This window comes from Pedobacter sp. Bi27 (assembly GCF_918698255.1).
GTDB lineage: Bacteria > Bacteroidota > Bacteroidia > Sphingobacteriales > Sphingobacteriaceae > Pedobacter.
In genome coordinates this window covers 867,400-881,165 of the sequence record NZ_CAKKMW010000003.1, presented here as the reverse complement: position 1 = coordinate 881,165, position 13,766 = coordinate 867,400, and the positions used below count along the sequence as shown (strand labels likewise).

Below are 13,766 nucleotides of genomic sequence, written 5' to 3'. Positions count from 1 at the left end.
GCGAGTTAAATACATTAGAAATGTATTCATGGTATTTCTATGTCCAATAAATCCAATCATTTAATGAACAATAACCAAATTTATGAAAAAAAATCAACTTATTTCGCTGGCGATATATGCAATGAGAGTTTCGATTTACCAAATACTTGCAATAATAATTTTTACTTGTGGTGCTTTTGCCAAAAATGTCGACGCACAAGATTTTCTGAATAAATCAATTTCGATCAAAGCTGATCAAACAGATATTAAAACCATTATAGAAAAAACAGAACACTTAGCCAATGTTAAATTTGTTTACAGCCCACAATTAATAAACTCCAACCGTAAAGTTTCTATTAATGTGGTTAACCAAAAGCTTAAATACTTTCTTGAGAATTCGCTAAAACGTTATGACGTGGGATATAGGATAGTTAAAGATCAGATTCTGCTCTATTCTATTCCCGCCAATAACAACCTCGAACTACTAAAAACCTTTGAAGGCATTGTTACTGGAAAAGTAACCGACAGTAAAGGCAATGCTATCCCTGGCGTATCAGTTACCGTTAAAGGAAAATCAATCGGGACCACAACCGACGAAAATGGTGCTTTTGCACTAAAAGGCTTAACTGTCGACAGCCGTGTAATCGTGGTAAGATACGTAGGTTTCATTTCCAAAGAAGTAAACCTATCACCTGGCAATGCCGACGAAAACCTGAGTATCAGCTTATCAGAAGATAACCTACAATTGGAAAGTGTGATGGTAACCGGCGGTAATCCTAAGAAAAAATTAGAAAGCAGTGTGGCCTTAACTTCAGTGAGTAATAAAGATATCACCAACCGGGCACCTTTAAACAGTACCGATTTATTAAAAGCCATACCAGGTTTAACGGTAGAAAGTACAGGTGGCGATGGTCCGGGAAATGTTTGGGTAAGGGGTTTTCCGCAGCAGGGCGGATATATCTTCCTGGGTATACAGGAAGATGGTTTACCACTTTTGCCAACAGGTTTCAACACCAACCCATCTGTAGATCAATATTATAAAACAGATCTGACTATCCAGAACATAGAAGCCATCAGAGGGGGTAACGCCTCAATTGTTCAGGCCAACACACCAGGTGCGGTGGTAAATAACATCAGCTATGTTGGTGCAGATAAACAATATGGTCAATTTAAGCTTACAACAGGCTTTTCGCAAGGTTTGTACCGTGTTGACGGCAACACCGGAGGCAAAATAAATGACCAGATTAAATACAATATCGGTGGTTTTTACCGTACCGATAACGGTGTGGTAGATCAGGGTTTTAAGCCAGCTAATGAGGGTGGACAGATTAAAGGGAACATGACTTTTAATTTTAAGAACAATAAAGGATTTTTTAGGGTGTATGGTAAATACCTGAATGATAAAGTTCAGTTCTTACTAACGAGTTATTACCCTTACGATGGTACCGGGAAACCAACTACTTACCGCGATTATGATATGGCTTCTCAATCGATTACGCCAACTCAAACAGAATGGAGTTATAACGATCCGGCAGCAGGAAGCCATAATTTTAGTTTAACAGATGGAATTCACACCAAATTAGGATCGGGCGGTTTTCAGTTCAACTACCTAACCGACAGTGGCTGGCAGATTGTTAACAATTTCCGTTATCAAAATACCCATACCAATTCTACCTATACTGCCCCTGCAGGAATTGTAGCGAGAACAGCAGCAACGCCTTATTACTACCCTGGTGGTTCAGTGGCACCTTTTGTAGCTGGAGATTATGTAATTACCTCTAATGCACAAGGACAAATTAATAGTGATGTTCAGATTGTTGATTACCTGGATTTAAGAAAGAAAGTAAAAAACCATAGTCTTAACATCGGATTGGGCATCCACCAGTATAACCGGGATGATTTACGTTATGCTTTCCGTTCATTTACTGAATTTAAAGAACACCCTAGCATTTTATTACAATCACCAACGGCTGCAGAGCGTACCATCCAGACCAAAAACACTTTTATTGGCGATACGAGAACCCTATCCTTGTATGCCGGAGATGAGATTAAAATATCTGAAAAATGGCGTTTAGATATTGGTGCCCGGATTGATAATCAAAATGTTAAAGGCGACAGACCTTATTATGCATTAAATGCAAATGGTACGGTTAATACAACCGCCAGTGCAAACCCGAATATCTTAGGCTACACGCATTATGATGAAACTTTAACCAACTGGGCAGCTTCAGTAGGAGCAAATTACAAAATAAACACTACATCAAGTATTTTTGCAAGGGCTACAAAAGCTTATAACGCACCAAACATTGGCGACTATAATGCATCAGCCTATAACGCCGTAAACATTAAAAAACGCCCGGTTTATTTAGGTGAAGTAGGTTTTAAATATGCTAAAAACAACTTGGCCATTTTTGCATCTGGAAGTTATTCGGCAATTAAAAACACATCATTAACCATTAATGTGCCAACAGTTGCTTCAGGTTTACAGGCATTGGTGGCATTTGGCTCTACACGTACTTGGAGTGCCGAGTATGAGGTTTCTTACAAAATCGCTAAACCACTAAGCTTACGTTTAACCGGAACATTGCAAGACTCCAAATACACCGATTACGAAGCAAACACGAGTAACAATGCTGCTGTTGCAGCCGAATTCGGCAATCGGATCTATAGCTTCACCGGCAAAAGGACCGAACGTGTTCCTGTACTCAACACCGAACTTGGCGCCAATTACGACTACAAAAACTTTAACTTATATATTGCAGCAAATTACGTAGGCAGCCGCTTCACCTCTCCTAGCGATAGCTATAAACTACCTGCTTATGTAGTAATGAAAGCTGGGGCAGGATATAATTTTACTAAAAAGATTTCAATAAGATTTTGGGCAGACAACTTGTTAAATGCAAAAGTGTTGACAGAGGGCGATGTTCGAGGAGATCAGTTCAGAGATTTCTCAACCATAACCCCTGGCACATTAATGATTGGCAGAACATTACTTCAACGTACTTTCTGGGGATCATTAGCTTATTCATTCTAACAAATAAAACCGGAGTTTACGCTCCGGTTTTTTAATTCTAAACATCATGACAACAAGAAGATCATTTTTACAAAAGGTAAGCCTTGCTGGTGCAGCAGCTTTTTTAAGTCCATCATTAGTTACAACAGCCTTAGCTGAGTCTGCTAAAGTTTCAAAAATCGGAATCGGACTTTTCACTTTAAGGGAGCAGTTAACTGCAGATGTAAAAGCCACAATAGAACAGGTGGCTAAAATCGGTTACAACCAGGTAGAAACCTATTATGGTTATCCTGGCAAATACGAAGTGAAAGGTTTTTGGGGTTTGGAACCCCAAGACTTTAATACCTTATTAAAAGCAAATGGCCTTACTTCTCCCAGCGGCCATTATAACCTAACTGAGTTTTTATCCTCAGGCGACGATAAAGTACTAAAATCGCACATCGAAACCGCAGCCACCGTTGGCCAGAAATATTTCGTTATCCCAGCTTTGCCTACCAATATCAGGGCCAATGGAACATTAGATGATTACAAGCGCATGGCCTCAAAATTTAACCAAGCGGCCGAGCTTTGCCAAAAGTCAGGATTGAAATTAGCTTACCACAACCATAACTTCGAATTTAAAGATCAGGGCAATGGAGTTACAGGCTACGAAATCCTGCTCGCCGAAACCGATGCCAAACTGGTCGGCTTTGAACTCGATATCTTTTGGGCGGTAAATGCAGGTTTAAATCCTGTTGATATGTTCAAGAAAAATCCAGGCCGCTATAAAATGTTCCATGTTAAGGATATGGATAAAACTGACAAAACAGTTTTCGTGGAGGTGGGTTCTGGCAGGATAGATTTCAAACGCATTTTTGCTGCTTCTAAATTAGCTGGAGTAGATTATATTTTCACGGAACAGGACATCATCAGGAAAGCACCTTATGAGAGTATAGCAGAAAGCTACAACTACGTCAAAAAAAACCTACTTTAAGCAGATTTTCTCCTTAAAAAACCGGTGTTTTTAGATTTATTAGTAAATAATATGCTTACCTATACTAAATGTACTTTTTACACCAAGTAAAATCGACATAAAAACATCGTTTAAGCTACAATAAAGCAATAAAAAGTAATTTATTTAGAACAATTCTACTCAGTAACAATCACATTGCATACCGATAATTTAACTTAAAAAAGTTATTCTTTCCGTTATATTTTTTCTAATATTACTAATTCAACACATAAGTAACCAATATATAAAATCATAAAGACGATGCACAGAAGAGAAGCACTCAAAAACGTTGCATTTTTGCTGGGTGGAGCAATCTCAGCAAGCACAATGGGCGTTTTATTTGAAAGTTTTACGCTACCGGAAAACGAAAAGAACTTTGTCCTCTATTCACTGGAAGACGAAAAAATTTTTGCTGAATTCGCTGATATTATTGTTCCCACTACCAAATCATCTGCTGGCGCCAAAGCTGCAGGTTTAGGGAAATTTATCCCGATGATGATGAAAGATTGTTACCCTGCCACCATGCAAACCTCATTTGCGCAAGGGTTTAAAGATCTTCAGGCTAAATCGATGAAAGATTTTGGAAAAAGTTATATCACTTTAACACCAGCCGACCGTAAAAAACTAATGATCGATTTAAGGGCAATCGCACTTGCCCAAAAAGCGAGCAAATCAGAAGAGAATAAAGATTTAGCTTACTTTTTTATTACTGCAAGAGATTTAACCCTACTTGGTTATTATTCTTCAGAAATTGGTTGTACCAAAGCACGCGAATATGTGCTTATTCCAGGCCGATATGATGGCAATGCGCCATTAAAACCAGGTCAAAAATCTTGGGCAACCTAATTTCTAAACAACAACAAAACATCATGAATTTAAATACAAATTTAAAAGCAGAAAATACTTACGATGCTATTGTTATAGGATCGGGAATTAGCGGTGGCTGGGCTGCCAAAGAACTAACAGAAAAGGGCTTACGCGTGTTGATGCTCGAAAGAGGAATGAACATTGAGCACATTACCGGTTACGAAACGGCAATGAAAAATCCATGGGATTTTAAACATGCCGGAAAACTTACCGAAGAGCAAAAACGTACGCACCCGGTACAAAAAAGAGATTATCCTTACCAAGAAGCAAATGAAAAATGGTGGGTAAACGATTTAGAATGCCCGTATACGGAAGATAAACGTTTCGATTGGTACCGTGGTTTCCACGTGGGTGGAAAATCGTTAATGTGGGGCCGCCAAAGTTATAGATTTAGCGATCATAATTTTGAAGACAATGCAAAAGATGGACACGGAGCCGATTGGCCTATTCGTTATGCAGAACTTTCTCCATGGTACGATTATGCAGAACGTTTTGCAGGGATCAGTGGTTCAAAAGAAAACTGGTCTACCTGCCCTGACGGGCAATTTTTACCGCCAATGGATTTAAATATCGTAGAAAAATCCGTTAAAGCACGTATTGAAGAGCACTATAAAAGAGAACGGATTATGATGATTGGCCGTGTTGCCAATCTAACTGTGCCACATAAAGGCCGTGGCAATTGCCAGTACAGAAATTTATGTAGCCGCGGCTGTCCGTTTGGTGCATATTTCAGTACTCAGTCTTCTACGCTGCCCGCAGCTATGGCAACTAAACGTTTAACTTTAAGGCCGTACTCTATCGTAAATCATATTATTTATGATAAAGACACTAAAAAAGCCAAAGGTGTAATGGTTATTGATGCCGAAACCAACAAAACAATGGAATTTTATGCTAAAATCGTTTTTGTAAATGGTTCTACATTAGGTTCAACCTTCGTTTTGTTAAACTCTACATCAGAAGCACATCCAAATGGATTGGGTAATGGAAGTGGTCAGCTAGGACACAATTTAATGGACCACCATTTCCGTTGCGGAGCATCTGGAGAGGCTGAAGGTTTTGATGACAAATACACTTACGGCCGCCGTGCAAACGGAATCTATGTACCTAGGTATCAGAATATCGGCAACGATAAACGCGATTATCTGCGCGGTTTCGGTTATCAGGGTGGTGCAAGCAGAGCAAATTGGCAAGATGATGTTGCTGAATTGTCTTTCGGAGCAGATTTAAAACAAAAAATGACCACTCCAGGCAAATGGTCTATGGGCTTGGGCGGTTTTGGAGAGATGTTACCTTATTACGAAAACAAGGTATACATCGATAAAACCAAAAAAGATAAATGGGGACAACCCGTACTGGCTATCGACTGTGAGTATAAAGAGAACGAGAAAAAAATGCGTGTGGATATGATGAATGATGCTGCCGAAATGTTAGAAAAGGCTGGCATGAAAAACATCAAAACATTCGATAATGGTTGTTATCCAGGTATGGCGATCCACGAAATGGGTACCGCAAGAATGGGTAACGATCCAAAAACTTCTGTACTGAATAAATGGAACCAAATGCACGAAGTAAACAATGTTTTTGTAACTGATGGATCTTGTATGCCATCAATCGCTTGCCAAAACCCATCGTTAACATTTATGGCTTTAACTGCCCGTGCCTGCGATTACGCTGTAAAAGAATTAAAGAAAAAGAACATCTAGACAAGGTAAAAGGCGTAGGGTTTAAGGTATAAGGGAAATTGCCCTAAGCCTTACACTTTACGCCTCACACCTTTTATAAAAATGAAAAGAAAATTAAGAATGGGCATGATAGGCGGTGGAAAAGACGCTTTTATCGGTGCCGTACACCGTTTGGCTGCCAATATGGATGGCCTTATTGAATTATCTGCCGGAGCTTTAAGTGTAAATCCTGAAATTGGATACGAATCTGGAAAACTACTTTTTCTTCCGGATAACAGAATCTACACCAATTACGAAGAAATGCTGACAAAGGAAAGTGAATTGCCAGCAGATGAAAGAATTGACTTTGTAACTATCGTTACCCCAAACTTTGCTCACTTTGCTCCTGCAATGATGGCTTTGGATAAGGGTTTTAACGTGGTGATTGAAAAACCAATGACTTTAACTTTGGAAGAAGCAAAACAGCTAAAAGCTAAAGTAGAAGAAACTGGCTTAACACTATGTTTAACACATACCTACTCTGGTTACCCAATGGTTAAACAGGCCAAACAAATGGTTAGCGAAGGTGCTTTAGGCGCAATCAGAAAAATCATGGTCGAATATCCTCAAGGTTGGTTAAGCACCTTATCAGAGCGTGAAGGAAATGCACAGGCAGCCTGGCGTACTGATCCATCTAAAACTGGGAAAAGCGGTAGCATGGGCGATATCGGTACGCATGCCGCTCATTTAGCAGAGTATATTTCTGGTTTAAAAATTACTAAAATCTGTGCTGATTTAAGTATTGTTGTTCCGGGTAGAGCTATTGATGATGATGGAAACGTATTGTTAAAATTCGATAATGGTGCCAACGGTGTTCTTGTGGCTTCGCAAATTGCTGCCGGAGAAGAAAATGCATTAAAAATTAAAGTATATGGCGAAAAAGGTGGCATGGAATGGCACCAAATGGAACCGAATACCTTAATTGTGAAATGGTTAAATGCCCCTGCTCAAATTTACAGAACAGGCAACGGTTATATGGGCAGTTTCGCACAGCACAACACCCGAACACCTGGTGGTCACCCAGAAGGTTACTTAGAAGCATTTGCAAATATTTATAAAAACTTTGCATTAACAGTAGATGCAAAGTTGAATAACGAGCAACCTACTGCTGCAATGTTAGACTTTCCAAGTACTGAAGATGGAATTAGAGGAATGGCATTTATCGAAAATGTTGTGGCTTCCAGCCAATCGGACCAAAAGTGGTTAGATTATAAATTATAACAATCAAGCATGACAACGATAAAAGGACCAGCAGTATTTTTAGCACAATTTATAAGCGACGAAGCCCCATTTAACTCCCTGGACAGTATTTGTAAATGGGCAGCAGGTTTAGGTTTTAAAGGCATTCAGATGCCAACCTTAGATACAAGATTTATTGATCTTCAAAAGGCTGCCGAAAGCAAAACCTATGCCGATGAACTGAAAGGAAAAATTGCTTCTTATGGCTTAGAAATTACGGAACTTTCTACACACTTACAAGGTCAATTGGTTGCGGTACACCCTGCTTACGATGATCTGTTTGATGCTTTTGCACCAAAAGAAGTACATAAGAATCCAAAAGCAAGAACAGAATGGGCTGTACAACAAATGAAATATGCTGCTAAAGCCTCTCAAAACTTAGGTTTAAATGCGCATGCCACATTTAGCGGCTCATTATTGTGGCAATATTTCCACCCCTGGCCACAACGCCCGGCAGGATTGGTTGAAGAGGGTTTTGCAGAACTGGCAAAACGCTGGACACCCATCTTAAACGAATTCGACCAATGTGGCGTTGATGTTTGCTACGAAATACACCCTGGTGAAGATTTATTTGATGGCGAAACCTACGAAATGTTCCTCGCTGCGGTAAATAATCATCCTCGGGCATGCTTATTGTATGATCCATCGCACTTTGTGTTGCAACAATTGGATTACATTCAATACATCGATTTTTACCATGAACGCATAAAAGCGTTCCATGTTAAAGATGCAGAATTTAACCCTACAGGCAAACAAGGCACTTTTGGTGGATACCAGAGTTGGGCAAACCGAGCCGGTCGTTACCGCTCACCAGGTGATGGTCAAGTTGATTTTAAAACCATTTTTAGTAAATTGGCGCAATATGATTTTAAAGGTTGGGCCGTTATGGAATGGGAATGCTGTATCAAAAACCAGCAAGATGGTGCCCGCGAAGGCGCAGAATTTATTAAAAAGAATATCATTAACGTAACCGATAAAGCATTTGATGATTTTGCAGCATCGGGTAGTGATAGCACTTTCAATAAAAGAATATTAGGATTACAAGAATAACAAAACACAAAACACACACAAGATGAAAAAAACATTTTTAGCTTTAGGCGCAATAGTCATTTTTATGGCGTCGTTTTCAAAAGCCGATTTAGCGAAGGAGAAAACCGTGGTTGCAGCTGCAACAGTAACAAGCCATGCGGCTTTTCAATCAAATCCAGGCGAAAAACTGATCAACAAATCAGACTGCCTGGGTTGCCATAACAAGACCAACAAAATTATTGGTCCTGCATACGTAGAAATCGCAAAAAAATATCCGGCTACCGAGAAAAACATCAACATGTTAGCCGATAAGATTATTAAAGGTGGAACAGGGGTTTGGGGCAATATGCCGATGACTGCTCATGCTACCCTTAAAAAAGACGATGCAAAATTAATGGTAAAGTATATCTTATCTTTAAAGAAAAAATAATCGACCCGAGTTAGCAAATCGATTTACTTATATGAAAACAGAGCAAGAAAATAAAAACACGAGTAACCGCCGTGATTTTATTAAGACCACAGCTATTGCCGCTGCTGCGTTTATGATCGTGCCCCGCCATGTTTTAGGTGGCCCCGGTTATCTGGCACCAAGCGATCGTTTATTGGTTGCCGGTATTGGTGTTGGCGGAAAAGGCCAAAGCGATTTAAGCATGTTTTACAAAAGCGGAAAAGCAGACATTGCTTTTTTATGCGATGTAGATGATCGCCGTGCGGCAAATAGTGTTAAAGCTTTTCCTAAAGCAAAATACTATAAAGATTGGCGCGAAATGTTAGATAAGGAACATAAAAATTTTGACGCTGTGTCTGTTTCTACTCCTGATCATAATCATGCTATCCAGGCTTTAGCAGCTATGCAATTGGGCAAACACGTTTATGTGCAGAAACCTTTAACACATGATATTTATGAGGCGCGGATTCTAACTGCTGCCGCAAAAAAATATAAAGTGGTAACCCAAATGGGAAATCAAGGTGCATCAAACGATGGTCCACGCCAAATGAAAGAATGGTACGAAGCTGGTTTAATTGGCGATGTACACACGGTTTATGCATGGACTGATAGACCGGTTTGGCCACAAGGCATTCCTCGCCCAACAAAAAAAGCCGAAATCCCTGCCGAATTGGATTGGAATTTATGGCTAGGTACTGCGCCTGAAAAAGATTACATTGACAAACTGGTTCCTTTTAACTGGCGTGGCTGGTGGGATTATGGCACTGGTGCCTTGGGCGATATGGGCTGTCACTTAATCGAAGCCCCCTTTAGCGTATTAAACTTAAAATATGCAAAAGAAGTTCAGGCCAGTGTAGGTTCTGTTTATGTTGATGAATTTAAACGTGGTTATTTCCCTGAAAGCTGCCCTCCATCAAGCCATGTTACCTTGAAATTCCCTAAAACGGACAAAACCAAAGGTGATGTTACTTTACACTGGATGGACGGTGGCATCCAACCAGAACGCCCTGAAGAATTAGAAGCAAACGAAACTTTTGGCGATGGTGGTAATGGTACCTTGTTTATTGGAACTAAAGGTAAAATGATGTCTGAAACCTATAGTGCAAACCCCAAATTATTGCCTTTAAGTAAAAACAAAGACATTAAGGTAGCACCAAAATACACTCGTGTACCAGATGGCGCAAACGGGCACTATAAACAATGGGTTGAAGCCGCAATTGCGGGTTATGGCAAGCAAGAAGTAAGTTCGCCTTTCGAAATTGCCGGTCCATTAACAGAAGCTTTACTGATGGCAAATCTGGCAATCAGAAGTTTCGATATCCAAAAAACGGTAAACGGTAAAACTACTTACCCAGGCAGGTACACTAAAATGCTTTGGGATAACGACAATATGAAAGTTACCAATTTTGACGAAGCCAACCAGTTTGTAAAACGCGAATACCGCAAAGGCTGGAACAATTTAACGCTTTAATAAAAACACATCTACAAACCTCGCAGGTTTTAAAAACCTGCGAGGTTTAAATTCAAAAAAATGAAAAAAATCTTTCTTTCTGCTTGCATTTTGTTAAGCTTAACACAAATATCAAAGGCTCAAAAGGGCTTTAAGCCACTTTTTGATGGTAAAACAACAACAGGCTGGCATACTTACAACAAAACTACGGTTGGTAGCGCCTGGCAGGTTCAGGATGGTGCCCTTCATTTAGATTTGGCTACCAAAGGTAAAGACGGTGGCGGCGATTTGGTTACCGATAAGGAATACGGCGATTTCCATTTAAAATATGAATGGAAAGTGGCTCCAAAAGCAAATAGCGGTTTAATTTTTTATGTTCACGAAGAACCTAAATACCATGCCACCTATTCTACTGGCTTAGAAATGCAGGTTATTGATAATGATGGTCACCCAGATGGAAAAATCACTAAACACCGTGCCGGCGATTTATATGATCTGGTAAAAAGTTCATCAGAGCCAGTTAAAGCTGTTGGCGAATGGAACAAAGCAGAAATCATCAGTAAAAAGGGTAAACTAACACTAGTTTTAAATGGTGTTGAAGTAGTGAAAACCAGCCTTTGGGATGATAACTGGAAAAAGATTGTTGCAGGCAGCAAATTTGCAACATGGGAAAATTGGGGAACTTTTAAAACAGGCAAAATTGCCTTACAAGATCACGGAGATGAAGTTTGGTACAAAAACATCTCTATTAAAGAACTATAATAGAGGTTTAAGGCGTAAGGTAGAAGCTAAAGGTTTCTTTTCTTTCGCTTAAACCAGACATTTGAGTTAGAAAGCGGGAAAGCATAACGTTTATCCGCTTTCGCATTAACCTTATACCTTTAACCTTATACCTTAATACAACCTTATATAAGCCAAATGAATAGCACTACTCGCTTTAAACTCTCTGCCATGATGTTCCTGGAATTTTTTATCTGGGGCGCCTGGTTTGTAACCATGGGAACTTACCTTGGTAAAAATCTTTTAGCAAATGATGTACAAATTGGTTCAGCCTATAGTACACAATCACTAGGTGCTATTATTGCACCATTTATTATCGGATTAATTGCAGACAAATTTTTCTCTGCGCAAAAAGTGTTAGGCGTATTACATTTAGTTGGAGGTGTACTCTTATGGGTTGCTGGAACGTCTTTAAATTTTGATAGTTTCTTCCCTTTCATATTAGGATATATGATTGCTTACATGCCTACTTTAGCATTAGTGAATTCAATATCCTTCAAACAAATGCAAGATCCAGGGAAAGAATTTCCTTCCATCAGGGTATTCGGAACAATTGGATGGATTATTGCAGGGTTAGTAATTGGATGGTTAAACTGGGAACAGAGCGGTAACTTAGTATTTACATTCAAAATGGCATCCGTTGCTTCAATCATTTTAGGATTGTTAAGTTTCTTTTTACCAAACACTCCTCCAGTTAAAAAAGGAGAAAAAACAACTTTTGGCGAGATCATTGGCTTAGATGCTATTGGCTTGTTAAAAAACAAATCATATCTTTTATTCTTCTTAGCATCCGTTGCTATCTGTATTCCACTAGCATTTTATTACAATTTCACCAATCCCTTTCTTAATGAAGTTGGCATGAAAGGCGCGGCAGGGGTTCAATCATTAGGGCAGGTATCTGAAACCCTATTTATGTTATTAATGCCTCTATTCTTTGCTCGTCTTGGTGTAAAAAAAATGCTTGCAATTGGTATGATTGCATGGGTTGTTCGTTACCTTTTCTTTGCATTTGGAAATGCAGATTCAAACTATTGGATGCTGATCGGTGGAATTGTTCTACATGGCATTTGCTATGATTTTTTCTTTGTTACCGGACAAATTTATACTGATAGATTGGCTGGAGAAAAATTCAAAAGTGCTGCTCAAGGCTTTATTACTTTGGCAACCTATGGCGTTGGTATGTTAATTGGTTCGATCATCTCAGGTATGGTAGTTAATAAATATGTTGTAGAAGGTGGCCATATTTGGCAAAGCATATGGATTATCCCAGCAGCTATAGCAGGATTAGTTGCGCTACTATTCTTATTATTCTTCAGCGATAAAAATAAACCAGTTACTGAAGCTAACCCGATATAATTATGTCTACAAAACTGGATAGAAGAAATGCTTTAAAGAACATCATCGCAGGAACTGCTGCGATTGGTGTTTCTTCAGGATTTTCAGCATTAGCAATGGATAAATCAGAATCAGATCAGCCACTAAGGCTAAAAGGAAATATCAATCATGCCGTTTGCCGTTGGTGTTTTAGCGGTTTAGATGTAGAAAGGCTTTGTGTTGAAGCTAAAAAAATCGGCATTAAAGGCATTGATTTAGTTGGACCAAAAGATTGGCCGACTTTAAAAAAACATGGCTTAGAATCGACCATGTGTAATGGTGCGGAGATTAATTTAGTGGATGGTTTTAACGACGAAAAATTCCACGAAAAGTTAATTCAGAACTATACCGCAATGATTCCGCTTGTTGCCGAGGCAGGTTACAAAAACTTAATCTGTTTTAGTGGAAACCGCCGGGGTAAAGATGACGAAACAGGCTGGAACAATTGCGTTAAAGGGTTGAAGCAATTAATCCCATTGGCTGAAAAACACAATGTTGTGTTGGTAATGGAGTTGTTAAACAGCAAAATTAACCATAAAGATTATCAATGCGATAGAACTTCATGGGGAGCGGAACTTTGCAAACGCTTAGGATCTGAAAATTTCAAATTGTTATACGATATCTACCATATGCAGATTGATGAGGGCGATGTAATTAGAAACATTAGAGATAACCATCAATACATAGCCCACTACCACACCGCTGGTGTTCCGGGCAGAAATGAAATCGATGATACGCAGGAGTTATACTATCCTGCAATAATGAAAGCCATTGCCGAAACTGGCTTTAAAGGTTTCGTTGCACAAGAATTTATACCTAAAAATGCAGATAAAATAGCCTCGCTAAAAAAGGCAGTTTCCATTTGCGACATCTAA

Annotated in this window: 11 protein-coding genes; all 11 read left to right on the top strand. The window is 39.3% G+C overall.

Translation table 11 applies throughout. The features are described from left to right. The first annotated feature begins 82 nt into the window (after window positions 1–82). Window positions 83–3,013, top strand: a complete 2,931-nt coding sequence (locus LQ227_RS13825; protein ID WP_230146311.1) for a TonB-dependent receptor domain-containing protein — start codon at window positions 83–85, stop codon at window positions 3,011–3,013. 46 nt (window positions 3,014–3,059) lie between these two features. Beyond that, on the top strand, window positions 3,060–3,965 hold the full coding sequence (locus tag LQ227_RS13820; protein WP_230146310.1) for a TIM barrel protein: 906 nt from the start codon (window positions 3,060–3,062) through the stop codon (window positions 3,963–3,965). A 279-nt stretch (window positions 3,966–4,244) separates the two neighbouring features. Then, window positions 4,245–4,829, top strand: a complete 585-nt coding sequence (locus LQ227_RS13815; RefSeq protein ID WP_029274024.1) for a gluconate 2-dehydrogenase subunit 3 family protein — start codon at window positions 4,245–4,247, stop codon at window positions 4,827–4,829. A gap of 23 nt (window positions 4,830–4,852) precedes the next feature. Then, window positions 4,853–6,553: a GMC oxidoreductase gene (locus tag LQ227_RS13810; RefSeq protein WP_230146309.1), complete on the top strand. Its 1,701-nt coding sequence runs from the start codon at window positions 4,853–4,855 to the stop codon at window positions 6,551–6,553. A gap of 81 nt (window positions 6,554–6,634) precedes the next feature. Beyond that, on the top strand, window positions 6,635–7,792 hold the full coding sequence (locus LQ227_RS13805) for a Gfo/Idh/MocA family protein (protein ID WP_230149676.1): 1,158 nt from the start codon (window positions 6,635–6,637) through the stop codon (window positions 7,790–7,792). 9 nt (window positions 7,793–7,801) lie between these two features. Then, on the top strand, window positions 7,802–8,860 hold the full coding sequence (locus tag LQ227_RS13800; RefSeq protein ID WP_230146307.1) for a sugar phosphate isomerase/epimerase: 1,059 nt from the start codon (window positions 7,802–7,804) through the stop codon (window positions 8,858–8,860). Window positions 8,861–8,882: 22 nt separating this feature from the next. Next, window positions 8,883–9,269 (top strand): c-type cytochrome, encoded by a 387-nt coding sequence (locus LQ227_RS13795; protein ID WP_230146306.1) that lies wholly within the window; start codon window positions 8,883–8,885, stop codon window positions 9,267–9,269. Between the two features lie 31 nt (window positions 9,270–9,300). After that, entirely contained in the window at window positions 9,301–10,758 is a 1,458-nt protein-coding gene (locus LQ227_RS13790) for a Gfo/Idh/MocA family protein (RefSeq protein WP_230146305.1), read from the top strand. 60 nt (window positions 10,759–10,818) lie between these two features. Then, window positions 10,819–11,499, top strand: a complete 681-nt coding sequence (locus LQ227_RS13785) for a DUF1080 domain-containing protein (RefSeq protein WP_230146304.1) — start codon at window positions 10,819–10,821, stop codon at window positions 11,497–11,499. A gap of 156 nt (window positions 11,500–11,655) precedes the next feature. After that, window positions 11,656–12,873 carry a nucleoside permease gene (locus tag LQ227_RS13780; protein ID WP_230146303.1) on the top strand — a complete coding sequence of 406 codons (1,218 nt, stop codon included), beginning with the start codon at window positions 11,656–11,658 and terminating at the stop codon, window positions 12,871–12,873. A 2-nt stretch (window positions 12,874–12,875) separates the two neighbouring features. Beyond that, window positions 12,876–13,766 (top strand): hydroxypyruvate isomerase family protein, encoded by an 891-nt coding sequence (locus LQ227_RS13775; protein ID WP_230146302.1) that lies wholly within the window; start codon window positions 12,876–12,878, stop codon window positions 13,764–13,766.

What these genes read in the sequence shown, in the direction of transcription:
- LQ227_RS13815 (WP_029274024.1), top strand. Translation starts at nt 4,245, where the DNA reads ATGCACAGAAGAGAAGCACTCAAAAACGTTGCATTTTTGCTGGGTGGA.
- LQ227_RS13820 (WP_230146310.1), top strand. Translation starts at nt 3,060, where the DNA reads ATGACAACAAGAAGATCATTTTTACAAAAGGTAAGCCTTGCTGGTGCA.
- LQ227_RS13800 (WP_230146307.1), top strand. Translation starts at nt 7,802, where the DNA reads ATGACAACGATAAAAGGACCAGCAGTATTTTTAGCACAATTTATAAGC.
- LQ227_RS13810 (WP_230146309.1), top strand. Translation starts at nt 4,853, where the DNA reads ATGAATTTAAATACAAATTTAAAAGCAGAAAATACTTACGATGCTATT.
- LQ227_RS13780 (WP_230146303.1), top strand. Translation starts at nt 11,656, where the DNA reads ATGAATAGCACTACTCGCTTTAAACTCTCTGCCATGATGTTCCTGGAA.
- LQ227_RS13775 (WP_230146302.1), top strand. Translation starts at nt 12,876, where the DNA reads ATGTCTACAAAACTGGATAGAAGAAATGCTTTAAAGAACATCATCGCA.
- LQ227_RS13785 (WP_230146304.1), top strand. Translation starts at nt 10,819, where the DNA reads ATGAAAAAAATCTTTCTTTCTGCTTGCATTTTGTTAAGCTTAACACAA.
- LQ227_RS13825 (WP_230146311.1), top strand. Translation starts at nt 83, where the DNA reads ATGAAAAAAAATCAACTTATTTCGCTGGCGATATATGCAATGAGAGTT.
- LQ227_RS13795 (WP_230146306.1), top strand. Translation starts at nt 8,883, where the DNA reads ATGAAAAAAACATTTTTAGCTTTAGGCGCAATAGTCATTTTTATGGCG.
- LQ227_RS13805 (WP_230149676.1), top strand. Translation starts at nt 6,635, where the DNA reads ATGAAAAGAAAATTAAGAATGGGCATGATAGGCGGTGGAAAAGACGCT.
- LQ227_RS13790 (WP_230146305.1), top strand. Translation starts at nt 9,301, where the DNA reads ATGAAAACAGAGCAAGAAAATAAAAACACGAGTAACCGCCGTGATTTT.